26 protein-coding genes are annotated in these 26,934 nt (G+C 70.9%); 18 read left to right on the plus strand and 8 right to left on the minus strand.

Annotated features, from left to right (window positions below; genetic code table 11):
• The first annotated feature begins 104 nt into the window (after window positions 1-104).
• A complete protein-coding gene (locus ACZ5XZ_RS05285) occupies window positions 105-1,577 on the plus strand; it encodes an amino acid permease (protein ID WP_468974755.1) in 1,473 nt (490 codons plus the stop codon).
• Window positions 1,578-1,776: 199 nt separating this feature from the next.
• On the opposite strand, the gene ACZ5XZ_RS05290 is transcribed toward ACZ5XZ_RS05285, so the two are convergent.
• On the minus strand, window positions 1,777-2,619 hold the full coding sequence (locus ACZ5XZ_RS05290; RefSeq protein ID WP_468974756.1) for an alpha/beta fold hydrolase: 843 nt from the start codon (window positions 2,617-2,619) through the stop codon (window positions 1,777-1,779).
• 157 nt (window positions 2,620-2,776) lie between these two features.
• Here ACZ5XZ_RS05290 and ACZ5XZ_RS05295 point away from each other — a divergent pair, with 157 nt between their 5' ends.
• Both ACZ5XZ_RS05295 and ACZ5XZ_RS05300 read left to right on the plus strand, forming a co-directional pair.
• Window positions 2,777-3,946, plus strand: coding sequence for a cysteine desulfurase family protein (locus ACZ5XZ_RS05295; RefSeq protein ID WP_468974757.1), 1,170 nt, complete (start codon window positions 2,777-2,779; stop codon window positions 3,944-3,946).
• Between the two features lie 136 nt (window positions 3,947-4,082).
• On the plus strand, window positions 4,083-4,895 hold the full coding sequence (locus tag ACZ5XZ_RS05300) for a S1 family peptidase (protein WP_468974758.1): 813 nt from the start codon (window positions 4,083-4,085) through the stop codon (window positions 4,893-4,895).
• Between the two features lie 9 nt (window positions 4,896-4,904).
• Here ACZ5XZ_RS05300 and ACZ5XZ_RS05305 read toward each other — a convergent pair whose 3' ends face one another.
• Window positions 4,905-5,660 (minus strand): N-acetylmuramoyl-L-alanine amidase, encoded by a 756-nt coding sequence (locus tag ACZ5XZ_RS05305; protein ID WP_468974759.1) that lies wholly within the window; start codon window positions 5,658-5,660, stop codon window positions 4,905-4,907.
• Between the two features lie 45 nt (window positions 5,661-5,705).
• Here ACZ5XZ_RS05305 and mnmA point away from each other — a divergent pair, with 45 nt between their 5' ends.
• The gene (gene mnmA / locus ACZ5XZ_RS05310) at window positions 5,706-6,851 is read left to right on the plus strand and encodes a tRNA 2-thiouridine(34) synthase MnmA (protein WP_468974760.1); all 1,146 of its coding nucleotides are present in this window, start codon (window positions 5,706-5,708) and stop codon (window positions 6,849-6,851) included.
• Here mnmA and ACZ5XZ_RS05315 read toward each other — a convergent pair.
• The 6 genes from ACZ5XZ_RS05315 to ACZ5XZ_RS05340 all read right to left on the minus strand — a co-directional run bounded on the left by ACZ5XZ_RS05315 (window position 6,845) and on the right by ACZ5XZ_RS05340 (window position 10,533).
• Window positions 6,845-7,393 (minus strand): Uma2 family endonuclease, encoded by a 549-nt coding sequence (locus ACZ5XZ_RS05315; RefSeq protein ID WP_468974761.1) that lies wholly within the window; start codon window positions 7,391-7,393, stop codon window positions 6,845-6,847. The genes mnmA and ACZ5XZ_RS05315 overlap by 7 nt on opposite strands.
• Before the next feature lie 133 nt (window positions 7,394-7,526).
• Window positions 7,527-7,805 carry a hypothetical protein gene (locus ACZ5XZ_RS05320; RefSeq protein ID WP_468974762.1) on the minus strand — a complete coding sequence of 93 codons (279 nt, stop codon included), beginning with the start codon at window positions 7,803-7,805 and terminating at the stop codon, window positions 7,527-7,529.
• Between the two features lie 179 nt (window positions 7,806-7,984).
• Window positions 7,985-8,344 carry a hypothetical protein gene (locus ACZ5XZ_RS05325; protein WP_468974763.1) on the minus strand — a complete coding sequence of 120 codons (360 nt, stop codon included), beginning with the start codon at window positions 8,342-8,344 and terminating at the stop codon, window positions 7,985-7,987.
• Window positions 8,334-9,200 carry a hypothetical protein gene (locus ACZ5XZ_RS05330; RefSeq protein WP_468974764.1) on the minus strand — a complete coding sequence of 289 codons (867 nt, stop codon included), beginning with the start codon at window positions 9,198-9,200 and terminating at the stop codon, window positions 8,334-8,336. Before ACZ5XZ_RS05330 ends, ACZ5XZ_RS05325 begins: the two co-directional genes overlap by 11 nt.
• Window positions 9,201-9,466: 266 nt before the next feature.
• Window positions 9,467-9,721 carry a DUF397 domain-containing protein gene (locus ACZ5XZ_RS05335; RefSeq protein WP_468974765.1) on the minus strand — a complete coding sequence of 85 codons (255 nt, stop codon included), beginning with the start codon at window positions 9,719-9,721 and terminating at the stop codon, window positions 9,467-9,469.
• Entirely contained in the window at window positions 9,718-10,533 is an 816-nt protein-coding gene (locus ACZ5XZ_RS05340) for a helix-turn-helix domain-containing protein (protein WP_468974766.1), read from the minus strand. Before ACZ5XZ_RS05340 ends, ACZ5XZ_RS05335 begins: the two co-directional genes overlap by 4 nt.
• Before the next feature lie 87 nt (window positions 10,534-10,620).
• On the opposite strand from ACZ5XZ_RS05340, the gene ACZ5XZ_RS05345 reads away from it, so the two are divergent.
• The 14 genes from ACZ5XZ_RS05345 (at window position 10,621) to gatB (ending at window position 26,907) form a co-directional block, all read left to right on the plus strand.
• Window positions 10,621-10,929, plus strand: a complete 309-nt coding sequence (locus ACZ5XZ_RS05345) for a hypothetical protein (protein ID WP_468974767.1) — start codon at window positions 10,621-10,623, stop codon at window positions 10,927-10,929.
• 177 nt (window positions 10,930-11,106) lie between these two features.
• Window positions 11,107-11,859 carry a VC0807 family protein gene (locus ACZ5XZ_RS05350; protein WP_468974768.1) on the plus strand — a complete coding sequence of 251 codons (753 nt, stop codon included), beginning with the start codon at window positions 11,107-11,109 and terminating at the stop codon, window positions 11,857-11,859.
• A 366-nt stretch (window positions 11,860-12,225) separates the two neighbouring features.
• Entirely contained in the window at window positions 12,226-13,602 is a 1,377-nt protein-coding gene (gene gdhA, locus ACZ5XZ_RS05355; RefSeq protein ID WP_468974769.1) for an NADP-specific glutamate dehydrogenase, read from the plus strand.
• Between the two features lie 128 nt (window positions 13,603-13,730).
• Window positions 13,731-14,273 carry an LOG family protein gene (locus ACZ5XZ_RS05360; protein WP_468974770.1) on the plus strand — a complete coding sequence of 181 codons (543 nt, stop codon included), beginning with the start codon at window positions 13,731-13,733 and terminating at the stop codon, window positions 14,271-14,273.
• 87 nt (window positions 14,274-14,360) lie between these two features.
• On the plus strand, window positions 14,361-15,050 hold the full coding sequence (locus ACZ5XZ_RS05365) for an SDR family oxidoreductase (protein ID WP_384431808.1): 690 nt from the start codon (window positions 14,361-14,363) through the stop codon (window positions 15,048-15,050).
• Between the two features lie 193 nt (window positions 15,051-15,243).
• Window positions 15,244-15,630 (plus strand): MarR family winged helix-turn-helix transcriptional regulator, encoded by a 387-nt coding sequence (locus ACZ5XZ_RS05370; RefSeq protein ID WP_393497998.1) that lies wholly within the window; start codon window positions 15,244-15,246, stop codon window positions 15,628-15,630.
• Window positions 15,631-15,837: 207 nt separating this feature from the next.
• Window positions 15,838-17,259, plus strand: a complete 1,422-nt coding sequence (locus tag ACZ5XZ_RS05375) for a DHA2 family efflux MFS transporter permease subunit (RefSeq protein WP_468974771.1) — start codon at window positions 15,838-15,840, stop codon at window positions 17,257-17,259.
• Window positions 17,260-17,357: 98 nt separating this feature from the next.
• On the plus strand, window positions 17,358-18,371 hold the full coding sequence (locus ACZ5XZ_RS05380; RefSeq protein WP_468974772.1) for a methionine synthase: 1,014 nt from the start codon (window positions 17,358-17,360) through the stop codon (window positions 18,369-18,371).
• Between the two features lie 31 nt (window positions 18,372-18,402).
• Window positions 18,403-20,619: an NAD-dependent DNA ligase LigA gene (gene ligA / locus ACZ5XZ_RS05385; RefSeq protein ID WP_468974773.1), complete on the plus strand. Its 2,217-nt coding sequence runs from the start codon at window positions 18,403-18,405 to the stop codon at window positions 20,617-20,619.
• A gap of 156 nt (window positions 20,620-20,775) precedes the next feature.
• Window positions 20,776-22,884, plus strand: a complete 2,109-nt coding sequence (locus ACZ5XZ_RS05390; RefSeq protein ID WP_468974774.1) for a putative bifunctional diguanylate cyclase/phosphodiesterase — start codon at window positions 20,776-20,778, stop codon at window positions 22,882-22,884.
• 447 nt (window positions 22,885-23,331) lie between these two features.
• Entirely contained in the window at window positions 23,332-23,628 is a 297-nt protein-coding gene (gene gatC / locus ACZ5XZ_RS05395; protein WP_384431793.1) for an Asp-tRNA(Asn)/Glu-tRNA(Gln) amidotransferase subunit GatC, read from the plus strand.
• A 5-nt stretch (window positions 23,629-23,633) separates the two neighbouring features.
• A complete protein-coding gene (gatA, locus tag ACZ5XZ_RS05400) occupies window positions 23,634-25,127 on the plus strand; it encodes an Asp-tRNA(Asn)/Glu-tRNA(Gln) amidotransferase subunit GatA (RefSeq protein ID WP_468974775.1) in 1,494 nt (497 codons plus the stop codon).
• On the plus strand, window positions 25,124-25,366 hold the full coding sequence (locus tag ACZ5XZ_RS05405; RefSeq protein ID WP_384431787.1) for a hypothetical protein: 243 nt from the start codon (window positions 25,124-25,126) through the stop codon (window positions 25,364-25,366). The genes gatA and ACZ5XZ_RS05405 overlap by 4 nt, the downstream gene beginning before the upstream one ends.
• A 32-nt stretch (window positions 25,367-25,398) precedes the next feature.
• The gene (gatB, locus tag ACZ5XZ_RS05410; RefSeq protein WP_468974776.1) at window positions 25,399-26,907 is read left to right on the plus strand and encodes an Asp-tRNA(Asn)/Glu-tRNA(Gln) amidotransferase subunit GatB; all 1,509 of its coding nucleotides are present in this window, start codon (window positions 25,399-25,401) and stop codon (window positions 26,905-26,907) included.
• Window positions 26,908-26,934 lie beyond the last annotated feature (27 nt).

Consider the following 26,934-nt stretch of genomic DNA (forward strand, 5'->3'; position numbering starts at 1 on the left):
GGCCGATCGCCGGCATGCAACTCCATCAGTATCCGGGGGGATCGAGACCCGATCCGACGCCAAGCAAGGGCGCGGGTCGGCATGGAGCGGAAGGCGCACCACACATGACCTCAACGCAGGTCGGCACGAACCTCGGCGAAGGCAACGAGGCCTCGGGCAGCACACCGGAAGAGGGCTACGAGCGGGGTCTCGGCAGCCGTCAAGTCCAGATGATCGCCATCGGCGGCGCCATCGGCGTCGGCCTCTTCCTGGGCGCGGGCGCGAACATCGCGAAGGCCGGGCCCAGCCTCATCCTGATGTACGCCCTCGCCGGCGTGATTGTCTTCTTCATCATGCGGGCGCTCGGTGAGCTGCTCCTGTACCGCCCGGTTTCGGGTTCCTTCGCGGAGTACGCCCGCGAGTTCCTCGGCCCGTTCTTCGGATTCGTCACGGGCTGGACGTACTGGCTCATGTGGGTCGTCACGGGCATGGCCGAACTGACGGCCGCCGCGATCTACGTGCATTTCTGGTTCCCACAGATCCCGCAATGGGTCACCGCACTGGTCTTCCTGGTCGTGCTGTACGTGGCGAACCTGATCTCGGTGAAGATCTTCGGTGAGATCGAGTTCTGGTTCTCGATGGTCAAGGTCACCGCGCTCATCGGCATGATCGTGATCGGTCTCGGCGTCGTCACCTTCGGCTTCAGCCAGGCGGGAGACGCCGCGGCGGTCTCCAACATCTGGGCCCACGACGGGATCTTCCCCATGGGCGTCGGCTCCAGCCTCATGACCCTCCAGGGCGTCATGTTCGCCTACCTGGCCGTCGAGCTGGTCGGTGTCACCGCGGGTGAGTCGGAGAACCCGGAGAAGACCCTGCCCAAGGCCATCAACACGCTGCCGTGGCGCATCATCGTCTTCTACGTCGGTGCGCTGAGCGTGATCCTGATGGTCGTCAAGTGGACGGAGTTCCAGCCGGGCGTCAGCCCGTTCGTGGCCGCCTTCGCGAAGATAGGCATCCCGGCCGGTGCGGCGATCGTCAACTTCGTCGTCCTGACCGCCGCCCTGTCGTCCTGCAACTCCGGCATGTACTCCACCGGGCGGATGCTCCGCGACCTCGCCGCCAACGCCGAGGCCCCGAAGGTGCTCGGCAAGCTGAGCTCCACCAAGACCCCGGCCATCGGCATCACCCTCTCCGCCGTCCTCATGGGCATCGGCGTGGTGCTCAACTACGTCGTTCCGGAGAAGGCGTTCGGCTACGTCACCTCGGTGGCCACCGCGGCCGGCATCTGGACCTGGCTGATGATCCTCGTCAGCCACATCCTCTACCGCCGCGCGGTCGTCGCCGGCCGGCTGCCCGCCTCGCCCTTCCCGGCGCCGGGCGGCACGGTCTGCAGCTGGATAGCGGTGGCGTTCCTGCTCCTGGTGACCGGCCTGATCGCCCTCGACCCCGACAGCCGCGTGTCGCTGTACGTGGGTGCGGGCTGGGCCGTGTGCCTGGCGGTCGGCTGGTTCGTCCTGAAGGCCCGCAACCCGCAGATCGCGGTGAAGGGCACGACCCAGGAGAAGCAGCTGGAGACCTCCGGACAGCCGCGCGGCTGAACGGAGCGGGCTCCCAGGCTCCCGCTGGACGGCCCTTGAAGCCGTCGCATCCCTGACGGGGGCACCCGGACGCAGACGTCCGGGTGCCCCCGTCGGCTGTGTCCGGCGACCTGTCCGATCGGTACGGCGTCCGACCCGGATTCGACCCCGATCCGACCCCGATCCGACCCGGATCCGACCCCGATCCGCAGGACGGCCCCTACGGCCGCAGGAACTCCGTCAGCGCCGCGGCGAGTTCCGCGGGCGCGTCCTCCTGCACCAGATGCCCCGCGCCCTCGATGACCCGAAGCTGCGCGCCGGGTATACGGGACGCCAGCTCGTGGCCCTTCGCCACCGGGATCCAGTCGTCCTGCGCACCCCAGCAGACCAGCGTCGGCAGCTCGATCTCTCCGTAGCGCCCCTGGATCTCGTCGGTGAAGCGCTGGTCGTTCTGCCGGATCTGCCGGTAGAACGCCGGCTGTCCCTCGTCGGTGCACCAGGGCTCGACCAGTCGGTCGAGGACGGCGGGCGGCAGGCCCGGACGGCTCGCGGAGGAGACGTACTCGCGCACCAGCGCCCGGTGGAGCGCGGTCGGCAGCTGCCCGAAGACCTCGTGGTGACCGCCCAGCAACCGGTATGCGGGCGAGCCCCAGGGGGCCAGCGCCACCGGGTCGACCAGTGCCAGCCGCGCGTACCGCGCGCCGTGCAGCAGATGCGCCCGCAGGGCGACGCAGCCGCCGAAGTCGTGCGCGACCACGGCCGGCTGCGACCGCCCCTCGGCCAGGCCCCAGTGCTCCAGCAGCTCCACGAACACCCCGGCCTGCGCGCCGAGCGAGACGTCCTGCCCGTCCCGCATCCCGGAGGCGCCGTAGCCCGGCATGTCCCAGACGAACACCCGGTGCCGGGCGGCGAGGGCGCGGGCGACTCCCCGCCAGACGTACGACGAGAACGGCGTCCCGTGCAGCAGGACGACCGGCGGCGCGCCGTCCTCCCCGAGGGCGGCCCACCGCACCTCGTCGCCGCTCGCCGCGCGGAACGTGCGATCCAGCAGCCAATCTGTCATGACCGTAAGCGTAGTGACTCCTTACATGCGGTGTCCAGGTCCTCAGGGGTGCCAGGGGTGAACGGGCCCGCGGGAAGTGCCCCGGCGTGCGGCGCTTCCGCGCGCCGCGTATGCGCCCCCGGAGCCCGCCGCGCCAGCTCGTAGAATCGTGCGCACCATGGTTTACCTCGACCACGCCGCCACCACCCCGATGCTCCCGGAGGCGGTGCAGGCGATGACCGCCCAGCTGACCGTCACCGGCAACGCGTCCTCGCTGCACGCCGACGGCCGGCGGGCCCGGCGCACCGTCGAGGAGGCGCGGGAATCCCTCGCCGACTCGCTCGGCGCGCGTCCCAGCGAGATCGTCTTCACCGCGGGCGGCACCGAGGCCGACAACCTCGCGGTCAAGGGCCTTTACTGGTCGCGCAGGGCGGCCGATCCGGCCCGTACCCGCGTGCTCGCCAGCCCCGTCGAGCACCACGCCGTCCTGGACGCCGTGGAGTGGCTCGCCGAGCACGAGGGCGCCCGCGTCGAGTGGCTGCCGGTCGACACCTACGGGCGGGTGCACGCCGACGCGCTGCGCGAGGCCATCGCCCGCAACCCCGCCGATGTCGCGCTGGCCACCGTCATGTGGGCCAACAACGAGATCGGCACCATCCAGCCGGTCGCCGAACTCGCCGCGGTGGCCAGGGAGTTCGAGGTCCCGCTGCACGCCGACGCGGTGCAGGCGTTCGGTCAGCTGGAGGTCGACTTCGCCGCCTCCGGGCTCGCCGCGATGACGGTTTCCGGCCACAAGATCGGCGGCCCGTACGGCATCGGCGCCCTGCTGCTGGGCCGTGCGTACGCCCCGGTGCCGGTGCTCCACGGCGGCGGCCAGGAGCGGCAGGTACGCTCCGGCACCCTCGACACCCCCGCCATCGCCGCCTTCGCCGCCGCCGGCCGGTACGCCGCCGCGCACCGCGCGGACTTCGCCCGCGACATCGGCGCACTGCGCGACGACCTGGTCAAGGCCGTCCGCGCCGCCGCCCCGGACGCCGTCCTCGGCGGCGACCCGGACCCCGCGGGCCGCCTCCCCGCCAACGCCCACTTCTCCTTCCCCGGCTGCGAGGGCGACTCCCTGCTGCTCCTCCTGGACGCCCAGGGCATCGCCTGCTCCACGGGCTCGGCCTGCACCGCCGGTGTGGCCCAGCCCAGCCATGTCCTGCTGGCGACGGGCATGTCACCGGACCTCGCCCGCGGCACCCTGCGCTTCTCCCTGGGGCACACCTCGACCGCGGAGGACGTGGCAGCACTGGCCCAGGCCATCGGCCCGGTGGTGGAACGCGCCCGCAGCGCGGGCCTGAGCTAAGGGCCGAAGAGGGGGCTACCACCACCGTGCTGGGGCCGGCTACCTGGACCGTGTTCGGGCCTGCTGGCCGGATGGCCCGGTGGATCTTGAACGTACAGGCTGAACACGTCCGGATTTCCGAGGGAAGGAACTCTCCGTGTCCAGCGTGAAGTCGGCGCGTCGCCGCGCGGCGCGCACCACGGCCGCCGGCGCTCTCGCCGTTGCGGCGTGCGCCACTCTGATGACCGGCAGCGCCGGAGCGATCGTCAACGGGACCGATTCCGCCGAGCGTTACCCGTTGATGGCAACGATCCCGGAGTCGGCTCCGGATCAGGGGCTGTACGACGGTACCTGCGGGGCGTCGCTGATCGATCCGCAGTGGGTGCTGACGGCGGCCCACTGCGTGCAGGGCGACGGCCTCGAGCTGGACGGCATCGTCCGGATCGGCAGCCGGCACCGGAAGTCCGGGGGCACCGTCCGGGCCATCGAGCGGACCGTCGTCCACCCCGGCTATGTGAACGGCGACGGGAAGTCCGCGAACAAGGCCGACATCGCGCTGGTCCGCCTCGACCGCCCGGTCGCCGAGAAGCCCGTCCGTATCGCGGAGCGGGGCGGGCGGCCGGGCACCCCGACCCTGATCCTGGGTTTCGGCACCACCGTCGACACCGAGCTGAGGTTCGCGGAGCGGTTGCAGGAGCTCAACACGCGCAGGGGCGCCGACGCCGAGTGCGCACCCGGCTACGCGGACCGGACCCGTTTGTGCACGATCAGCCGCGTGCCCAAGGCCATGGCGTGTTCCGGGGACTCCGGCGGACCGCAGCTCCAGAAGGGCTTGCACGGGCGGTGGGAGCTGATCGGAGCCACCTCGGGCCCCGGGGCCCCTGGGGTCGCGTGCTCCGCCGGACCGGGCCTCTACAGCCACGTGCCCGCCTACGCGGACTGGATCCGCAAGACCCTCAAGCGCGACTAGCTAGTCCTTCTAGTCCTTGTCGTCCTTGCGGGCCTCCGCCCGGCCCTTGCGCAGCTCCGTGCGGACGAGCTCCAGATACCGGGCCCAGTCCCAGTGCGGCCCCGGGTCGGTGTGATCCGTGCCCGGCACCTCCACATGGCCCACGATGTGCTCCCGGTCGGCCGGGAACCCGTAGCGGCGGCAGATCCCCGCGGTCAGCCGCGCCGACGACGCGTACATGGCGGCGGTGAACGACTCCGGCCGGTCCACGAACCCCTCGTGCTCGATGCCGATGCTCCGCTCGTTGTACCCGCGGTCACCGGCGTGGAAGGCCACATCGAGCTCCCGCACCATCTGGGCGAGCCGTCCGTCCCGGCCCACGACGTAGTGCGCGGCGGCCTCGTGATCCGGGTCCCGGAACACCTTCAGCGCGGTCGCGAAGCTGCCCTGGACGACATGGACGACCACGCGGTCGATGTCGTAGTCCGCCGGCCGGTCCGCCCGCCGGTAGTTCTCGTCGGACGCCGCCACCCACCGCGCGCCCCGGTGGTCGACCGCGCCCGGCGTGCGCGGCTTGTCGTTGCCCGGCAGCTGCCACCACCAGTGCCGCAGCTCGTCCCGCGCCGCGAACGCCACCGCCCCGGCGGCCAGCGCCCCGCCGCCCCCGATCCACAGCGCCCGCCGCCGTGTGACCCCGGGCGGGCCGCTCTCCCCGCTGCCCTCACCTCTGCCTTCGCCGCTGCTCTCGCCGCCCGTGTCCCCAGCCCTGTGCCCCATGCGCTGCATAACGCTTTCCGCACTGTCGGCGGTTCCGTCTACCCTGGACGGGCTATGACTGATGACGCCCCCCGCCGCCTCCGCGTACTCGCCGCCATGTCCGGCGGTGTCGACTCCGCCGTCGCCGCGGCCCGCGCCGCCGAGGCCGGCCATGATGTGACCGGCGTGCATCTCGCGCTCTCCGAGAACCCGAAGTCGTTCCGTACGGGTGCCCGCGGCTGCTGCACGATCGAGGACTCGCACGACGCCCGCCGCGCCGCCGACGTCATCGGTATCCCCTTCTACGTCTGGGACCTCGCCGAGCGCTTCCGCGCGGACGTCGTCGACGACTTCATCGCCGAGTACGAGGCCGGGCGCACCCCGAACCCGTGTCTGCGCTGCAACGAGAAGATCAAGTTCGCCGCCCTCCTGGACAAGGCCCTCGCCCTCGGCTTCGACGCGGTGTGCACCGGCCACTACGCGACGGTGGTGCTGAACGAGGACGGCAGCCGCGAGCTGCACCGCGCCTCGGACATGGCCAAGGACCAGTCCTACGTCCTCGGCGTCCTCGACGACCGCCAGCTGGCGCACGCGATGTTCCCGCTGGGCGACACCCTCACCACCAAGGCCGAGATCCGCGAGGAGGCGGCCCGCCGCGGCCTGTTCGTGGCGAAGAAGCCCGACAGCCACGACATCTGCTTCATCGCCGACGGCGACACCCAGGGCTTCCTCGCCAAGCGGCTCGGCGCGGCGACGGGTGACATCGTCGACGAGTCCGGCAACCGCCTCGGCACCCACGAGGGCGCGTACGGCTTCACCATCGGCCAGCGCAAGGGCCTGCGCATCGGCCACCCCGCCCCCGACGGCAAGCCGCGCTACGTCCTCGACATCTCCCCGGTGGACAACACCGTCACCGTCGGCCCCGCCGAGGCCCTCGACGTCACGGCCCTCACCGCCATCCGCCCCCGCTGGTGCGGCCGCCCCCCGGCCGCCGGCCCCGCCACGTACACGGCGCAGCTGCGCGCCCACGGCGGCGAGACCGAGGTCACGGCCGAGCTGATCGACGGCACGGAGCTCCAGGTCACGTTCACCGAGCCGGTCCGCGGAGTGGCCCCCGGCCAGGCGATCGTTCTCTACGACGGCACCCGGGTGGTCGGCTCGGCGACGATCGCGACGACGGAGCGGCGGGCGACGGCGGGGGCGCAGACGGCCGCTCAGTAGGTGTAGAGCGCCGTGGTGTCGAGGTTGAGGTTAAACGGCTCGCCGATCGGCACCGGTTTGCCGAAGTCGGTCTCCAGCGACGCGCGGTAGTGCCCCCCTTCGGGTACCGAGTAGAGCAGGCACTTGCCCTCTATCGGGTTGACGATGAGGTAGTACGGGATTCCTGCCCGGGCGTACTTCTTCACCTTCTTGTCGGTGTCGTTCTCGGGGTTGGATTCGGAGACGACCTCGACGGTGAGGACGACTTCGTCGGCGGGGAACTGCTTCAGCTGGGTGCCGCGGTAAGAAGGGTCCGCAACGGAGACATCGGGCCGCAGGAGTGTCTTGCCGTGCCACCCGTCGTAGACGGTGTCGACCTCGGTCATGACGAACCACTTGGCCAAGAGCTGGGAAGCAATGGTGAGAACCATGTTTCCGTGAGCGCTGGTTACCACGGTGCTGAGGTAGACCTCTCCATCGATCATTTCGGCGTGATAGTCCGGGAACGCCGCATCCAGATCCTCGAAGCGCCGCATCTCTTCGGTCTGCACTGGGCTCTCCATCTGAGCGGTCATGGTGTGCCCTCCCCTCGTGTCCTGGCTCGTGCCAGCGTAGCTCTGCGTGAACACGCCCGCACACAGTTGGGGTACCGCCGGGTCGTGAGTTCTGCGATGACGTTCGCGTCGAAGAGGACGTTCACTCGCTCGCCTCCTGGTCGTCGTAGGACCGGGCACCGAACTCCAGGCCTTCGAACGGCGTCGACAGGAGGAATTCCGTGAACCCGTCAAAGCCCAAGGTGATCCATCGGTGGATCATTTCGGGAAGAGCGTCGATGTCCGTCTCTGCCAGCTCGGTATCAAAGTGGCGTCGCTGGTGCTCCGGCAACGCCTCACGGATGTCACGAATGGTGCGGAGAGGCTGCGGGCTCTCATCGGTGGCAGGGGAGCGCGAGTCATCGCGAGGTGCACGCGTCATGGGCGCCTCCGGTCCTTTCAGGCTACGGCCTCGGCCGCTGATGGGGTTTGGTGTTGGTCGGTGTGCGGCCCGTTCAGCCGGCTCATCGCGCCTCGGCCGGGGCACGGCAGGCGCGGCAGCGGCCTGGTCCGTCGGCCCGTACGGCGCCGGTCACAGCCGTCCTGCCGAGACGCATGCGCTCACTGGGCCTCTATGACCTCGACCTCACGCTGTGCGGTACGCACGATGGTCCCGATGTCCCGGATGGCGGCCTGTCTCTCCGCTCCGACATCGCTGGACTGCAACGGGCGTTCCGCCGCATGGAAGCGCGCTGCTCTGGCCGGGTCACGCTCGATGGCGACAAAGGTGGCCCAGCGGCGCCAGAACATGCGGATCGGTCCTGTGCTGTCGTCCTGGTCTGCCCGGTCGAACGCCTGCTGCATCTCCTCGACCAGTTCCGGCAGCTTGGCGGGAGCGAGTGCGGCGACTGCTGAGCGCAGGGCGGGGAGAGGGCCGGGAATCCTGACGGCTCCCGTGGCGCGGTGCGTGTCACGCGGCACACCGCACCTCCTGTGAGGCGGCGCGGCAGTCACGGCAGCGCCCGGGGCGGTCGGCGCGGAAGGCGCGGTCGCAGCCGTCGCAGTTCTGGAGGGGGGTGACGGGCGGCCGGTCGGGCTGTGGGGGATGGTCCGTACGGGCCGGTGGCCGCAGGGCGGCGAGCCGGTGGGCGAGGAGCCGGGCCGGGCGGCGGTTGAACCGGGTCGGAAGGCCGTCGGTCAGGGCGGCGGTGATCTCCTGCGCCGGTGCGCCACGGTCGAGCCACTCCGTGACGGCCGGGGCGAGGGCCGTGATCTCCCGCTCGGAGAGGAGCAGGCGGCGGTCGCGGTGGCGGAGACGGGCCAGGAGGCCGGTGGCCTCGGGGGCGGCTTCCGGGGACGGCGACGGCGACGGGGTCGGGGGAGCGGCGGGGGCCTGCGCGGGCTCCGGTTCGGCCTCCTGGATACCGGCCGGCTCCCGACGCGGTACCGCTTGCTCCTCCTCCGCCACTGCTTGCTCCGCCTCCGGTACCGCTCCCGGCAGGTCGTACGCAAAGGTCCGCGTGATGATCCGGCCGCGAGGGCCACGCTCGATACGGCGCTCCAGCCAGCCCTCGTCCTCCAGCTCGCGTAATGCCTCGGCGATGGCCTTCTTGCCCTCGGCGAAGTGCGCACACAGGGCGGTGATGGTGATGGGCGCGCCATCGGGGAGGGACAGGATGTACGCGGCGACGCCGACCGTGACCGCGCTACCTGCGCGCTGCGCAAGGCGGTTGGCGAGGACGGTGAAGTGGGAGGTCTGGCGCCTACGGATGTGAATGACGCCGCTGGAGGCGGACGAGGGCGCGGACGAGGGCGCGTTAGACTGCGCTGAAGTCATCGGGAAGGCCTATCTCTTCCTGGTGATCAGGCCCTCGGGTTGGGATTGCCGTCCCGCCGAGGGCCGTTCCATGTGCGGTTGTTGTGGTGGTCTGACTGCGGCGAGCGTAACCGCATTTCGGACGCTGCCGCGCCCAAGTCACCCGATGGGGTGAGGAGTTGGGGCGCCGGTAGGTAGGTGGGTTCTCTCCCCCGGTTCTTTAGGTAGTCGGCCGTCTCACCGCCGGACGGCGGGGCGGCACCTGGTACCACCCCGCCGGTATCCGCTCAGGCGGCTTCCGGTGCGACCTGCGCATACGCGATGAAGGACGCCCAGGAGGCGGGGGCGACCGCTATGGACGGGAGCGAGGTGTCCTTGGAGTCGCGGATGTGGACGGTGCCGGGGCAGGCAGCCACCTCGACGCAGGCTTCGCCCTCGCTGCCGCTGTAGCTGGACTTCCGCCAAGCGACGGCGACTTCGATGCAGGCTTCGTCCTGCCCACCGCTGTAGCTGCTCTTGAACCAAGCCAGTTCGGTATTCATGCCTCTCCTGCCAGCAGACGCTGAATGAGGGCTCGCGACGCCTCGGCGTCGAGGGCCTGAGAGCGGATTGTCCCGTACCTGTGGCTCATGATGCTGATGTCATCCGGCTCTGTGAGGAAGTAGCTTCCCTGCTGGCCTGCGACGTATCCGATCGTGTGGTGGTCCGGCGTCTCCAGCAGCGTCATCGGGCCATCCATCCCCGCATGGGTCTCGCGGGTGAGCGGCATGACCTGGAGCTGGAGGTTGTGCAGCTCGGACAGCTTGAGGAGATTCCTCAGCTCACCCTCCCAGACGGTCCGTCCGCCCATCTTGCGTAGAAGTACGGACTCCTCCAGGACGAATGTCATGCGGCAGGCGGGCTTGCGGGTTAGCAGCGCCTGCGTCGCCAGTCGCGCCTGGACGGATCGCTCGATCTCGTCGTCCTCCATGCTGGGCCGCACGCACCGGAACACCGCCCGCGCATACTCCTCCGTCTGCAACAGCCCATGCAGGAAGTGCGTGGAGTAGGCGTGCAGAGCCAACGCCTCCGCCTGCAGTTTCACGTACTCCTCGGCCCACACCGGATGGTGCTTCTCCGCGACATCGGGGATCAGTACGCGCAGCACGCCGCCCGCGTCGAGGGCGGCGTCCACCGCGTCGACGTAACCCGGCTTGGGTGGCCGTTCTCCCCGTTCGACCATCGCGATCAGGGACTCGGAGTACGGGACGAGCGCGGCCAGTTCGCGGCGCGTCATCCCTCGTTGTTCGCGCAGGAACCGGGACTGCTTCCCGAAGATCCTCAGGCTGACGGGTGGTTCGTCGTTGTGGGGCATCGCACACCTCGCACAGTTGCGGCGTGGTGACGCACAGTCGCGTCGTTCGTGTGGTCAGGCTAGAGGCGGGCGGAGACGCTTGTCCGCATGATGAACGAACCGCCAGGATCCGAACTTTCCGCGCCTACCGAACGCTCCGCGCCGCCGCGGATGAGGCTGCTGCCGTGGAGCACTCCGGACGACCGGCCCTGCTTTCTCGTCACTGACAGTGCGGGCGGCCCGGTGTCCGACCTCGCCGACAGCATCGAGGAGATGCAGCTCGCCATCGGCGAGGAATTGCTGTCCCACGCGCGAGCGATGCACGCCGATCCGAAAGTGCCGGACCGCGAGTTCCGCTTTCTCTCGCGGCGGCTCAGCGAGGCGCTCGACGATGCGCTGCGCGTCGCCCGGAGCTGACCTCGGCACTCCGGGCCCCGGCGCGCTCCTCGACGGCACCGACACCTGACAAATGTCATGCCGAACGCAGGACAGACGGGACTGCCGGAGCCTCGGGCCGTGCACGAAGCTGTAGGTGTCGCGAGGACGGAGACACCAGCGAGCCGCCGTCCGCAGTCCAACTCGGGGGAGTACACCGTGAGTCAGAATCAGTCCGCCACCGGAGGCAAGCCGGTCAAGCCGGTCAACCCGCTCGTGGCGAGCCTTACGCCACTCGTCGTGGACGCGGGGATCCCGATCGCCTCGTACTACATCCTCAGTGCCGGCTTCGGGCTGAGCACGGTGGCCGCGCTGGGCTGGAGCAGTGTGGTGCCCGCGCTGCGCACGGCGTGGGGGCTGGTCGGCGGACGCGGGGTCAACGGCCTCGCCCTGCTGATACTGATCGTCAACGTGGTCGGGTTGGCGATGAGCGCGGTGGCCGGCGACGCCCGCCTGATGCTGGCCAAGGACAGCGCCGTCAGCAGCGTCGTCGGCATCGCGGTCCTGCTCTCGGTGCGGACGAAGCGGCCGCTGATGACCGCGGGGCTCAGGCCGTGGGTCACCAAGGGGAGCGAGGCGGGCAACGCCGCCTGGGAGCGGCTGATGGCGGGCTCGGAGCGGTTCCGGCGGGCGGAGCGGAGGTTCTCCGCGATATGGGGGACCGCGCTGCTGGCCGAGTGCGTGCTGAAGGTCGTCGGCGCGTACACCGTGCCGGTGGAGACGATGGTCTGGCTGGGCACGGTGCTGACCGTGGCGGCCATCCTGCTGGCGATGCTCATCGCCGGGGGCAGCTGCGCCGATCCGATGGAGAAGATGGTCAAGGCCGAGATCGACGGCGGCGCGGCGACAGCTGATGCCGAAACAGGGGCAGTTGCTGCCGAAACCGGGGCAGTTGTGAGGGTTGCGCCGTAGTGGTGTAGGGCGACGGCGTACGGGGCCGGCGCGGGGGCGGTTGTGAGGTGGCGCACAGGGTGTGCCCGGCGGGTTCCCGCCCGTGCGGCGGTGGCGGTGCGCTGACCTGCGGACATGCGGCGAGGGGAGGGGGCAGGGGCGGGAGCCGGTGGAGGTGGCGAAACGGCATACGGCAGTGAGGTGTCATCCATCCCACAGCCGCCGGGCCGGGCCGACACATAGTGTCGGCGCAGCGATGGACGTCAGAGACCGCTGAGCCGTGGATCGGTGACGCCAAGGGCTCGCGAGGAGTTGAACGCCCTGTGAGGGGGCGTCTCGGTCCGGACTGCGGGCAGCCTTTCCTCGGCCACGAAGGGAACGGAAGTCATGTCGACTGTGCACACTGAGGTCAAGCCCGGCGATCATCGGGCCGGACCGGCATCCCTGTACGCCGAGCTGGTCCGGCGCAACCCCGGGGAGCCCGAGTTCCACCAGGCGGCTCTTGAGGTGCTGGAGACGCTGGCCCCGGTGCTGGCCGCCCGTCCCGAGTTCGCCGAGGCGAAGGTCCTGGAGCGGATCTGTGAACCCGAGCGGCAGATCATGTTCCGGGTGCCCTGGCAGGACGACTCCGGGGCGGTTCACGTCAACCGCGGCTTCCGGGTGGAGTTCAACAGCGCGCTCGGCCCGTACAAGGGCGGTCTGCGCTTCCACGCGTCCGTGAACCTGGGGATCGTGAAGTTCCTCGGCTTCGAGCAGATCTTCAAGAACTCCCTGACCGGGCTGAACATCGGTGGCGGCAAGGGCGGCAGCGACTTCGATCCGCACGGCAGGTCGGACGCCGAAGTGATGCGGTTCTGCCAGTCGTTCATGACGGAGCTGCACCGCCATCTCGGCGAGCACACGGACGTGCCGGCGGGCGACATCGGCGTCGGTGGCCGCGAGATCGGCTATCTCTTCGGCCAGTACCGGCGGATCACCAACCGCTGGGAGGCCGGCGTGCTCACCGGCAAGGGCCTGGCCTGGGGCGGCTCCAAGGCCCGTACGGAGGCCACCGGCTACGGCAATGTGCTCTTCACCCAGGAGATGCTCAAGCAGCGCGGGGAGGAGCTGGACGGGCAGCAGGTCGTGGTCTCCGGATCCGGCAATGTCGCGATCTACACCATCGAGAAGGCCCAGGCGCTGGGCGCGCACGTACTGACCTGTTCGGACTCGGGCGGCTATGTCGTCGACGAGAAGGGCATCGACCTGGCGCTGCTGCGGCAGATCAAGGAGGTCGAGCGCGGCCGGATCAGCGCCTACGCCGAGCGGCGCGGGGTGTCGGCGACGTACGTCCCCGGTGGCCGGGTGTGGGATGTCGCCTGCGATGTGGCGCTGCCGTCGGCCACCCAGAACGAGCTGGACGCGGACGCCGCCCGGGTCCTGGTCCGCAACGGCGTCAAGGCGGTCTCCGAGGGCGCGAACATGCCGACCACGCCGGAGGCGGTGACGCTCCTCAAGGAGGCCGGTGTGGCCTTCGGCCCCGGCAAGGCGGCCAACGCGGGCGGGGTCGCCACCAGCGCGCTGGAGATGCGGCAGAACTCCTCGCGCGAGGCGTGGTCCTTCGACCGTACGGAGGGCGAACTGGCGGCGATCATGCGCGGCATCCACCGCACCTGCTACGAGACCGCCGAGCGCTTCGGCCTGCCGGGCGACTACGTCGCGGGCGCCAACATCGCCGGCTTCGAGCGGGTGGCGGACGCGATGCTGGACCAGGGGCTGATCTGACCGGGGCGGCGCGTAGGGGGTAGGGGGCCCGGGTCAGGCCGGGGTGCGGAGCGTGCACGTCGACGTCGCCTCGGGGCGGATGGCGGTGCCCCCTCCGCGCTCCGGCTCCGGCTCGTAAGGTGAGGCGCATGAATATCTGTGTCTTCTGCTCCGCCAACGACCTCGACGACCGCTATGTCATCCCGGCCCGACAGTTCGCCGAGCTGATCGGCAAGGGCGGGCATGCGCTGGTCTGGGGCGGTTCGGACACCGGGCTGATGAAGGTCATGGCCGACGGGGTGCAGGAGGCCGGCGGGAAGCTGATCGGCGTCTCCGTGGAGTTCCTGGCGCACAAGGCGCGCGCGAACGCCGATGAGATGGTCGTCACCAAGGACCTCGCCGAGCGCAAGGCGCAGATGCTGGTGCGCGCCGACGCCATCGTGATCATGGTCGGCGGTACGGGCACGCTGGACGAGGCGACCGAGATCCTGGAGCTGCGCAAGCACGGGATGCACACCAAGCCGGTGGTGCTGCTGAACACCGCCGGTTTCTACGACGGGTTGAAGGAGCAGTTCCAGCGGATGGAGTCGGAGGGGTTCCTGCCGCTGCCGCTGACCGACCTGGTCTTCTTCGCGTCGGACGGCGTCGGCGCGCTGGCGTATCTGGAGGAGCGGGCGGGCATCCAGGGCTGAGTCCTCGCCCCGGCTCGGCAGGCCGCCGGCCGGGCCCGCCGCCCCGCGCACCCGCTCTCCGGCCGGCCGCTCGTTAGGATCGGCGCCATGGGTACGCACTTGATCACGGGCGCAGGGTCGGGCATCGGAGCGGCGGTCGCACGGCGGCTCGCCGAGCGCGGGGAGGACCTGTGGCTGCTGGCACGCAACGCGGTCCGGGCGAAGGAGCTGGCCGCGCAGTTCCCCGGCGCCCGCACGATCGTGGGTGACCTCGCCAACCCCGAGAAGCTGTCCTGGGCCTTCGGGCAGCAGCCGCTGCCGGACCGCATCGACTCCCTTCAGCACATCGCGGGCGTCATCGAGCTGGGCGCGGTCGGCGATCTGCCGGCCAAGGCCTGGCAGCGGCAGCTCTCCGCCAACCTCGTCGCGCCCGCCGAGCTGACCCGGCTGCTGCTGCCGCTGGTGCGGGTCGCCCAGGGGCATGTGGTCTTCGTCAACTCCGGCGCGGGGCTGAACGCGCACGCCAACTGGAGCGCGTACGCCGCGAGCAAGCACGGCCTGAAGGCGCTGGCCGACTCGTTGCGGGCCGAGGAGCACGGCAACGGCGTACGGGTGACCTCGGTCTACCCGGGGCGTACGGCCACGCCGATGCAGGAGAGCACCCACCGGCAGGAGGGCAAGGATTACGACCCGTCGCGCTGGATCGACCCGGAGTCGGTCGCCACGGCGATCCTCACCGCCATCGATCTGCCGCGGGACGCGGAGATCAACGATGTGTCGGTGCGACCAGGGCGCTGACCCCTCGGGGCGGCCCGTTCGCCCTACCGACCACGGGGCCGCCCGTACGCCGTGCCGACCACCGGGGGCGGCCCGTACCGCGCGCTGACGGGCCGCCGCGGGCGCCCCGTGGTTCCCGGCCGCGGCGACGTACGCTGCATGAGTGACCACTGAAGCGAAGTCGACCGCGGCGGCGGGGTGCGGGTTCCGGGAGATCCGGGGGCTCGTCACGGAGCTGGGCCGCCGCCTGGACGCCCATCAGCGCAGCCGGATCGCCGAGCTGGACCTGACGCCGACGCAGGCCAAGGCGCTGGAGGAGCTCGGCGAGCCGAAGACCGCGCGCGAGCTCGCCGGGGTGCTGTGCTGCGAGCCGCCGAACGTCACCTATGTCATCTCCAAACTGGAGAAGCAGGGCATGGTCGTCCGGCAGCCGCACCCGTTGGACGGGCGGGCCAAGCAGCTCGTACTGACCGAGGCGGGGCGGGAGTTGCGGCTCGATCTGCTGCGCAGGATGGGGACCGCGTCGCCGTTGGACCATCTCTCGCACGAGGAGCGGGCCGCGCTGCGCGACGACCTGTTGAAGGCCCTGGGGAGGGGCTGAGCGGCCTGGGACGGGGCTGAGGGCCCTCGGGCGGGGCGGCAGATTCCTGCGTACGTCCTGAGCCCTGCGTACGTCCTGAGTCCTGCGTACGTCCTGAGCCCGGCGGGCCGGCCGTCCGTGGTGCGCTGCCCGCGGTTCCGTATGCTTTCAGTAAAGTTATAGCTGTAATCATTGCTCGCGGCGATAGCTACAGCTTTAACTAAATGCATGATCGTTCAGAAGGCGGCTGCACGCCGCGCCGCGCAGGAGGTACCGGCCGCACCGACCCCCGACCGGGCCCGGCGGCGGCCCGGCGGAGGGCTCCAACTCCTCGTCCTGGCACTCGGGTTCGTGATGGCCAGCCTGGACACCGGCATCATGAACGTCGCGGCGAGCGACCTGCGGGCCCGGCTCGGACTGAGCATGTCGGGCCTCACCTGGGTCGTCGACGGCTACGTCCTGGCCTTCGCCTCACTGCTGCTGCTCGCGGGCTCGCTGGCCAAGCGGTTCGGCGCCCGCCGGATCTACCTCGTCGGGCTCGCCGTGTTCACCGCCGCGTCCCTCCTGGGCGCGGTCGCACCGAACGGCGCCGTCCTGGTGGCGGCCCGCTTCGCACAGGGGGTGGGTGCGGCCCTGTTCATGCCCAGCTCGCTGTCGCTGCTGATGAACGCCTTCCCCGAGCCGGCGCGCCGGGCCAGGATCCTCGGCCTCTGGTCCGCCATCGTCTCCACGTCCGTAGGGCTCGCGCCGACCATCGGCGGCCTCCTGGTGGGAACCCTCGGCTGGCGCTCGATCTTCCTGGTCAACCTCCCCATCGGCATCGTCGGGCTGCTGCTCACCCGACGGGTCGTCGCCGCGGTCCCGGGCCGTGGCTCGGCGCTCGGCGGCAGCGGCCACGTCCTGGGCCTGCTCGCCCTCGGATCGCTGAGCTACGCGCTCATCGAGGGGCCCGACATCGGCTGGTCCGCCCCCTTCGTCCTGGGGGCGTTCGCGGTGACGGTGCTGGCGGCGGCCGGCTTCCTCGTCCGTGAACGGACCGCCCGTACGCCGATCCTGCCGGTCTCGCTCTTCGCGGACAGCAGCTTCTCCACGGCCAACCTGATCGGCTTCCTGTTCAACTTCGCCTTCTACGGGGCGCTGTTCGTCCTCGGCCTCTTCCTCCAGACGGCGCGCGGCGCGAGCTCGGTGGCGGCGGGGCTGCAGATGCTGCCGGCCGTGCTGGTCATCCCGTTCGGCAACATGCTCTACGCCCGGATCGGGCCGCGCATCGGCAACCGGACCGCGCTCACCGCTTCCCTGGCGCTCTCCGCCGCGGGCTATCTCCTGCTCTTCCTGCTCCTCGCGCCCGGCCTGCCGTACTGGGCGATCGCACTGGTCCTCGCCGTCGCCAACATCGGCAGCGGGGTCAGCTCCCCGGCGATGACCGGCGTCCTGATGGCCGCCGCGGGCCGCGAACACGCCGACATCGGCAGCGCCACCCTCAACGCCAACCGCCAGATCGGCTCCCTGGTCGGCATCGCCGGGATGGGCGCGGTGCTGACCGGGGCGGGCGCCGGCTATCAGGGCGCGACGTACGCCTTCGCCCTGGCGGCCCTCGCGCTGGCGGTCGCCGCGGTGGCCGGCCGGCTGGGGGTCCGCGGCCGGGGGTGAGAGGGCGGGTCCGGATCGTCCCGGACGCGGCCCGGTGGCCACCGGGCCGCACCGCTACCCGTGCCGCCGTCCTCCCCGCCGCCGCATACCCTTCCTGGGTGAGCGAGAACAGCACGCAGAAGTGGGCCGCGGGCGCGGCGACCGGGATCGGGTCGATGCCGGGCGGGGACGCGCGGGAGGCGGCGAAGACGGTCACCGGTTCGCTGGAGGCCTTCCCGTATTTGCCGGAGCTCCCGGCGCGGGGGCCCGGCGCCGACATGATCGGGCGGACCCTCGGGCTGCTCGTCGAGGTCTACGGCCATGTGGAGCCCAGCGGCTGGCGGATCAGCGACCGGCCGGGCCGCGACACCCGGCGCGCCCGCTCCTGGCTCGGTGAGGACCTCGACGCCCTGGAGGAGTTCACCCAGGGGTACCAGGGGCCGCTGAAGGTCTCGGCGGTCGGGCCCTGGACGCTGGCCACCGCCCTGGAACTGCGCAACGGCGAGGCGGCCCTGAGCGACCCCGGCGCCTGCCGTGATCTCGCGGCGTCGCTGGCCGAGGGGCTGCGCGGCCATCTCGCGGACGTACGGCGACGGGTGCCGGGTGCGGACCTGGTGCTGCAGCTCGACGAGCCGTCGCTGACGGCCGTGCTCCAGGGGAGGGTGAAGTCCGCGAGCGGCTACCGCACCCACCGGGCCGTGGACCGGGCGGTCGTCGAGGACGCGCTGCGCGATCTTGTCGCGGTCGCGGACGGCGGGCCCGTGGTCGTCCACTCCTGCGCGCCCGAGGTGCCGTTCGGGCTGCTGCGGCGGGCGGGTGTCACGGGCATCTCGTTCGATTTCGCACTGCTCACCGAGCGTGAGGAAGAGACGATCGGCGAGGCCGTCGAGGGCGGGACGACGCTGTTCGCGGGCGTGGTGCCGGGCGTGGACGGCCGATTGTCAGACCCTGCCGGTAGCGTCATGGGTGTCAGGACGCTGTGGCGCAGGCTGGGGCTGGCACCAGGGATTCTCGGCGAGTCCGTGGTCGTCACCCCGTCGTGCGGACTCGCGGGTGCTTCGCCCGCATATGCCCGCTCCGCCCTCGCCCACTGCGTCCGGGCGGCGAGATCACTCGCAGACAACCCTGAGTGACCGCACTCAAGGACCACGGGAGGACAAGACAGTGGCTGGCGAACAGCACGCAGCGGAGTCCAAGGTGCCCGCAGCGGCGCGGGAGAAGCACGCGCAGCTCGCTGAGCAGATCGAGGAGCACCGCTTCCGGTACTACGTGAAGGACGCCCCCATCGTCAGCGATGCGGAGTTCGACACGCTGCTGCGCTCCCTCCAGGCCCTGGAGGACGAGCACCCGGAGCTGCGCACCCCGGATTCCCCGACCCAGAAGGTCGCCGGCGCCTATGCCACGGAGTTCACCGAGGTCGAGCACCGCGAGCGGATGCTCTCGCTTGACAACGCCTTCGACGACGAGGAGTTGGCGGCCTGGGCCGAGCGCCTCGCCGGCGAGCTGGGCGGTGACCCCAAGAGCGCCGGGTACCACTTCCTGTGCGAGCTGAAGGTCGACGGTCTCGCCGTCAACCTCACCTACGAGCACGGCCGGCTGACCCGGGCGGCCACCCGGGGCGACGGCCGTACGGGCGAGGACATCACCCCCAACGTCCGGACGATCGCCGAGATCCCGCACCGCCTCAAGGGCGACCGGATCCCCGATCTGGTCGAGGTGCGCGGCGAGGTCTACTTCCCGATGGAGAAGTTCCTCGAACTCAACGAGCGGCTGGTGGCCGACGGCAAGCCCCCGTTCGCCAACCCCCGTAACGCCGCGGCCGGTTCGCTGCGCCAGAAGGACCCCAAGGTCACCGCCACCCGGCCGCTGCACATGGTCGTCCACGGCCTCGGCGCCCGCGACGGCCTGGAGATCGACCGCCTGTCGCAGGCGTACGACCTGCTCAAGGAGTGGGGCCTGCCGACGGCCACCCACAACAGGGTCGTGGACTCCCTGGCGGAGGTCCGCGAGTTCATCACCCACTACGGCGACCCCGAGACCCGCCGTACGGCCGTCGAGCACGAGATCGACGGTGTGGTCGTCAAGCTGGACGAGATCCGGCTGCAGGGCAGGCTGGGCTCCACCTCCCGGGCGCCGCGCTGGGCGATCGCCTGGAAGTACCCGCCGGAGGAGGTCAACACCAAGCTGGTCGACATCCGCGTCGGCGTCGGCCGTACGGGCCGGGTCACGCCGTACGCCGTGGTCGCGCCGGTGACCGTGGCCGGTTCCGAGGTGGAGTTCGCGACCCTGCACAACCAGGACGTGGTCAAGGCCAAGGGCGTGCTCATCGGGGACACCGTCGTGATCCGCAAGGCAGGCGACGTCATCCCCGAGATCCTGGGGCCGGTCGTCGATCTGCGGGACGGCAGCGAGCGGGAGTTCGTGATGCCGGCCGAGTGCCCCGAGTGCGGGACGGCGCTGCAGCCGGCCAAGGAAGGCGATATCGACCTGCGCTGCCCCAACGCCCGTTCCTGCCCTGCGCAGATCCGCGAGCGGCTGTTCTATCTCGCCGGCCGCAAGTGCCTGGACATCGAGAACTTCGGCTATGTCGCGGCCACGGCGCTCAGCCAGCCGCTGGAGCCCGCGGAGCCGCCGCTGAAGGACGAAGGCGATCTTTTCGGCCTTTCTATCGAGCAGTTGCTGCCCATCAAGTCCTATGTCCTCGACCCCGACTCCGGTCTGCCCAAGCGCGATCCGAAGACCGGCGAGGAGAAGGTCGTCACGTTCTTCGCCAACCAAAAGGGCGAGCCGAAGAAGAACGCCCTGGCCATGCTGGAGAACATCCAGGCCGCCAAGCAGCGCCCGCTGGCACGCATCCTGACCGGCCTGTCGATCCGGCATGTGGGTCCGGTGGCGGCCGAGGCGCTGGCGCGGGAGTTCCGCTCCATCGACCGCATCCGGGAGGCGGACGAGACGGAACTGGCCGCGGTCGACGGCGTCGGGGCCACGATCGCCGCCTCGCTGAAGCAGTGGTTCGCCGAGGAATGGCATCAGCAGATCATCGAGAAGTGGCGGGCCGCCGGTGTCCGGATGGAGGAGGAACAGACGGGTGAGGAGGGCCCGCGCCCGCTGGAAGGCGTCACCGTCGTCGTAACGGGCACACTTCAGTCACACACCAGAGATGGCGCGAAAGAGGCCCTCCAGAACCTCGGAGCGAAGGTGACCGGTTCCGTTTCGAAGAAGACCGGTTTCGTAGTAGTGGGCGACAACCCCGGCTCGAAGTACGACAAGGCCATGCAGTTGAAGGTCCCGGTACTGGACGATGACGGCTTTGCGGTGCTGCTGGAACAGGGTCCCGACGCGGCACGAGCGGTAGCCGTCACTCCGCCTGAGGAGGAGTGAGGTGTCACCCCATCAGCGCATACCAGATTGATCCCGGACGCCGGGTCGCATTCGGGCAACCGTCGCCGATCGCTGCCCGCGGCGGCCTTCCGCGGCCTAACCTGGTGGGGTGCGCCTGCCGTGGCGCGGGCTCAGCCGGCTGTGAGAGGGATCGGAATGAAACCGACCGACAGCGCCGCTCCGGCGTCGCGGCTCCGGCGGCTCGTCGTGCCCGCGCTGCCCGCGACCATCGTCATCGTGGCGGGCCTCGCGCTCGGCACGGGCGTGATCTGGACTCTCGGCAAAGGTGACGCGCTGTTCCCCGCCGGCTCGGTGGGCTGGTCGCTGGCGATCCTCACGGGCATCATCGTCGGCCATCTGGTCGCGCTCGGCCGGGACCGCTGGTGGGGCGGCACGGGCTCCGGCGCCGCGCTCGCCCTCGCCGTCCTGCTGCTGTACGGCTGGGTGCCGGCCACCCTCGTCAGCCTCTCCGTCGTCGTCCTCGTCGGCGCCGCCCGGCGGCACCGCTGGCGACAGGCCGTGGTGCACGGCGCCGTGGACATCCTCGGCATCGGCGCCGCGGCCCTCGGCCTGGCCGCCTTCGGCGTGGTCTCCAGCGTCCGCCAGCCCTGGAGCCCCAAGGCCTGGGACCTGGCCGTACTCCCCGAAGTCCTCGTCACCGCCGCCGGCTATCTGCTCGTCAGCCGCGCCCTGTTGTGGATCAGCCTCGCCCCCCGCAGCGGAACGCTGCCGGCGATCCCCCGCACGGCCGTCGTGCGCCAGGCACTGGTCGGCATCGCGCTCCTCGGCATCTCCCCGCTGATCGCCGTCTGCGCCGTCCACGCCCCCCTGCTGCTGCCGCTGTTCGCGGTCCCGCTCATCGCGCTGGACTCCACCCTCTGGATAGCCCGCGCCCGCGCCGAGGAGCAGCTGCGCGATCCGCTCACGGGCCTGCCCAACCGCCAGTGGCTGCTGGAGCGCACCTGGACCGCGCTGGACGAGGCCGAGCGGGTGGGCGTCCGCTCGGCCCTGGTCCTGATCGACCTGGACCGCTTCCGGTCGGTCAACGACACCCTCGGCCACCTCGCCGGCGACCGCCTGCTGCTGCAGATCGCCGACCGGCTGCGGCACGCCCTCCCGCGCGGCGCCGAGGCGGCCCGGCTCGGTGGCGACGAGTTCGCCGTCCTGCTGCCCACCACCGACTCCCTCACCAGCTCCCAGCGGGTGGCCCGCAACCTCGTCGCCGCCCTCGGGTCCCCGCTGGACCTCGACGGACTGACCCTCGTGCTCGAAGCCAGCGCGGGGGTCGCCGTCTTCCCCGACCACGCCCTCGACGCCGAGGGGCTGCTGCGCCGCGCCGACGTGGCGATGTACCAGGCCAAGCGCGACCGCAGCGGCGTCGAGCTCTACGAGGCCAAGCGGGACGGAAACACCCCCGACCGGCTCGGCCTGCTGGGCGATCTGCGCCGTGCCCTGGACGCCGGCGACGTCGAGCTGCACTACCAGCCCAAGGTGGGCTTCGACGGGCACGTCGCCGGGCTGGAGGCGCTGGTCCGCTGGGTGCACCCGGACCGCGGCCGGGTCCCACCGGACGAGTTCATCGCCATCGCCGAGTCCTCCGGGCTGATGCCCAGACTGACGGAGTACGTCCTGGAGACCGCGCTCGCCCAGGTGGCGCGCTGGCGCGCGATGGGCCTGGAGGTGCCGGTCGCGGTCAACGTCTCCCCCCGCGATGTGCACTCCCCGGGCTTCGCCGGCGCGGTCGCCGCCCGGCTCGCCCGACATCGGGTCCCACCAGGCGCCCTCCAACTGGAGATAACCGAGCATGTCCTCCTGGAGGACCCGCAGCGGGCCGCCGACACCCTCGCCGGGCTCACCGCCCACGGGGTGAAGATGTCCCTCGACGACTTCGGCACCGGCTACTCCTCGCTGGTCCACCTGCGGCGCCTCCCGGTCAGCGAGCTGAAGATCGACCGCTCCTTCGTCGCCCGGCTCGCCGTCGACACGGAGGACGCCGAGATCGTCCGCTGCACCCTGGACCTCGCCCACTCCCTCGGCCTCCTGGTCGTCGCCGAGGGCGTCGAGGACGACGAGACCTGGGAGCGCCTGCGCGACCTCGGCTGCGACGCCGTACAGGGCTGGCTGGTGGCGGCGGCGATGCCACCGGACGAGACCACGGCCTGGCTGAGGGCCCGCGGCGAGCACGGCTGGCATCGCGAGTCGGAGACGGCCGCCCTGGCGGCGGAGAAGGCAGCCGAGCGCCCTTCGGGACAGGTCTTGAACTGACCCGGCCACCGGCCGTCCCGTGTCCCCGCTCCGACAGCGACCCCAGCGACGAGAACGACCAGACCGACACAGGCGACGGCGCCGACGATCACGACGCCGACGATCATGACGCCGGCGAAGCCACCGCCGAACGTGACCAGCCCGCAGAGCCCGCAGAGCCCGCAGAGCCCGCAGAGCCCGCAGAGCCCGCAGAGCCCGAACAGGGCGACGAAGGCAACGAAGACGACACGTCCGGAGGCCCCCGCCCCCCGGCCTCCGAGGCCCCGTAACCGGTGCGACACCGGGGCGCGCCCGCCTCATGGGCGGCGCCCCGGCGAAAGGGTTTCGCGGCAGCTCTGCCGTACGCCATAGGATTGGGCCGGAAAAGTTCACCGGAGCATTCGCCCAGAAGACTCCGCCGGACACTCCGCCCGGAACACTCCGCCAAGAACACCAGAGGATCGCTGCATGCCTGGCATCACGCGCGAGGAGGTCGCTCACCTCGCCCGGCTGGCACGTCTGGAGCTGCAGGACGAAGAGCTCGACCACTTCGCCGGACAGCTCGACGACATCATCGGCGCGGTCGCCCGCGTCTCCGAGGTCGCCGACCAAGACGTACCGCCGACCTCCCACCCGCTGCCCCTGACCAATGTCATGCGGCCGGACGAGGTCCGTCCGTCGCTCGCTCCCGAGCAGGCGCTCTCCGGCGCCCCGGCCCAGGAGCAGCAGCGTTTCAAGGTGCCGCAGATCCTGGGGGAGGAGTGACCGACATGGCAGACCTGATCAAGCTCACCGCCGCCGAGATCGCGGCGAAGATCGCCGCCGGCGAGCTCACCGCCGTCGAGGTGACCGAGGCCCACCTGGCGCGCATCGAGGCCGTCGACGAGAAGGTGAACGCCTTCCTGCACGTCGACCGCGAGGGCGCGCTCGCCCAGGCCCGCGCCGTGGACGACAAGCGCGCCCGTGGCGAGAAGCTCGGCCCGCTGGCCGGCGTCCCGCTCGCGCTCAAGGACATCTTCACGACGGAGGGCATTCCCACCACCGTCGGCTCCAAGATCCTTGAAGGCTGGCTCCCGCCGTACGACGCGACGCTCACCAAGAAGCTCAAGGCCGCCGACGTCGTCATCCTCGGCAAGACCAACATGGACGAGTTCGCCATGGGGTCCTCGACCGAGAACAGCGCCTACGGGCCGACCGGCAACCCCTGGGACCTGACCAAGATCCCCGGCGGTTCGGGTGGCGGCTCCGCCGCCGCGCTCGCCGCCTTCCAGGCCCCGCTGGCCATCGGCACGGACACCGGCGGCTCCATCCGCCAGCCCGCCGCCGTCACCGGCACGGTCGGCGTCAAGCCCACCTACGGCGGCGTCTCCCGCTACGGCATGGTCGCCTTCTCCTCCTCCCTGGACCAGGGCGGCCCGTGCGCCCGTACGGTCCTGGACGCCGCGCTGCTCCACGAGGCCATCGCGGGCCACGACCCGCTCGACTCCACGTCCATCGACGCGCCCGTACCGCCGGTCGTCGAGGCCGCGCGCAACGGCAGCGTCGAGGGCATGCGGGTCGGCGTCGTCAAGCAGTTCCGCGGCGAGGGCTACCAGGCCGGCGTCATCCAGCGGTTCGACGAGTCGGTCGAGCTGCTGAAGGAGCTGGGCGCCGAGATCGTCGAGCTGGACTGCCCGTCCTTCGACCTCGCGCTGTCGGCGTACTACCTGATCGCGCCGTCCGAGTGCTCCTCCAACCTGGCCCGCTTCGACGCCATGCGCTACGGCCTGCGGGTCGGCGACGACGGCACGAAGTCGGCCGAGGAGGTCACCGCGCTGACCCGTGAGGCCGGTTTCGGCCCCGAGGTCAAGCGCCGGATCATGCTCGGTACGTACGCGCTCAGCTCCGGCTACTACGACGCGTACTACGGCTCCGCCCAGAAGGTGCGGACGCTGATCACCCGCGACTTCGAGAAGGCCTTCGAGCAGGTCGACGTGATCGTCTCGCCGACGACGCCGACCACCGCCTTCCCGATCGGCGAGCGGGCCGACGACCCGATGGCGATGTACCTCGCCGACCTGTGCACGATCCCCACCAACCTCGCGGGCAACGCGGCCATGTCGCTGCCCTGCGGCCTGGCCCCCGAGGACGGGCTGCCGGTGGGTCTCCAGATCATTGCCCCTGCCATGAAGGACGACCGGCTCTACAAGGTCGGTGCCGCGGTCGAGGCCGCGTTCACCGGGCGCTGGGGCCACCCGCTGCTCGAGGAGGCACCCGCACTGTGAGTGGAAAGCTGGCCAAGGCCAAGGGCTTCAAGAAGTCCAAGCCCGGTACGTATCTGTCCATCGGCACCACGCTGTTCGGCGCGGTGAGCGTCGTCAAGCAGGCGAAGAAGGCCAAGACGGAGCAGGACACGCTCCAGATGATCGACGCCGTCGTCTCCGCCGCCGCCATCGTCACCGGCGTCGCCCTGCTCATCCGCGAACTGCGCCGTCTTGGCGACGACGACGTCCTCGCGGACTGACCCGGCGCCGGACCTGAGAGGTTAGTTTCACCGTGACTGTCACCGACCTGGTGTCGTACGAGGACGCGCTGGCCGCCTACGACCCCGTCATGGGGCTTGAGGTACACGTCGAACTCGGCACCAAGACCAAGATGTTCTGCGGGTGCTCCACCACCCTGGGCGCGGAGCCCAACTCGCAGACCTGCCCCACCTGCCTGGGCCTGCCCGGCTCGCTGCCCGTCGTCAACGCGACCGGCGTCGAGTCCGCCGTCAAGATCGGCCTGGCCCTGAACTGCACCATCGCCGAATGGTGCCGTTTCGCCCGGAAGAACTACTTCTATCCGGACATGCCGAAGAACTTCCAGACCTCCCAGTACGACGAGCCGATCGCCTTCGACGGCTACCTCGACGTACAGCTGGAGGACGGCGAGATCTTCCGGGTGCACATCGAGCGCGCCCACATGGAGGAGGACACCGGCAAGTCCACTCACATCGGCGGGGCGACCGGCCGCATCCACGGCGCCCGGCACTCCCTCCTGGACTACAACCGCGCCGGCATCCCGCTCATCGAGATCGTCACCAAGCCCATCGAGGGCGCGGGCGAGCGGGCCCCCGAGGTCGCCAAGGCGTACGTCGCCGAGCTGCGCGAGCTCATCAAGGCGCTGGGCGTCTCCGAAGCCCGTATGGAGCAGGGCCAGATGCGCTGCGACGTGAACCTCTCGCTGCGCCCCCACGGCACGCAGAAGTTCGGTACCCGCTCGGAGACCAAGAACGTCAACTCCCTGCGCTCCGTGGAGCGCGCCGCTCGCTTCGAGATCCAGCGTCACGCCGCGGTGCTGTCGTCCGGCGGCACGATCGTCCAGGAGACCCGGCACTTCCACGAGGAGGACGGCTCCACGACCTCCGGCCGGATCAAGGAAGAGGCCGAGGACTACCGCTACTTCCCCGAGCCGGACCTGGTGCCGGTGGCCCCCTCCCGCGAGTGGGTCGAGGAGCTGCGCGGTCAGCTGCCCGAGCTGCCGCGGGTGCGCCGCAACCGCCTCCGCGAGGAGTGGGGCATCAGCGAGCACGACATGCAGTCGATCCTCAACGCGGGCGCGGTCGATCTGATCGTCGCCACCGTCGAGGCCGGCGCGGACGCCGCCGCGGCCCGCAAGTGGTGGATGGGCGAGCTGGCCCGCCGCGCCAACGAGGACGGCGTCGAGCCGGCCGCCCTGGCGATCACTCCCGAGCAGGTCGCCCGGGTCGCCGAGCTGGTCGCCAAGGGAGACCTGAACGACAAGCTGGCCCGTCAGGTCATCGAGGGCGTCCTCGCGGGCGAGGGCACCCCGGACGAGGTCGTCGACAAGCGCGGCCTGAAGGTCGTCTCCGACGAGGGCGCCCTGGGCACCGCCGTCGAGGAGGCGATCGCCGCCAACGCCGCCATCGCCGACAAGATCCGCGGCGGCAAGGTGGCCGCGGCCGGCGCTCTGGTCGGCGCGGTCATGAAGGCCACGCGCGGCCAGGCGGACGCGGCCCGGGTGCGCGAACTGATCCTGGAGAAGCTGGGCGTCGAGGGCTGACGCACCACTGATACCGGCATCGCCGAG

Source organism: Streptomyces sp. NPDC033270, from assembly GCF_055576575.1.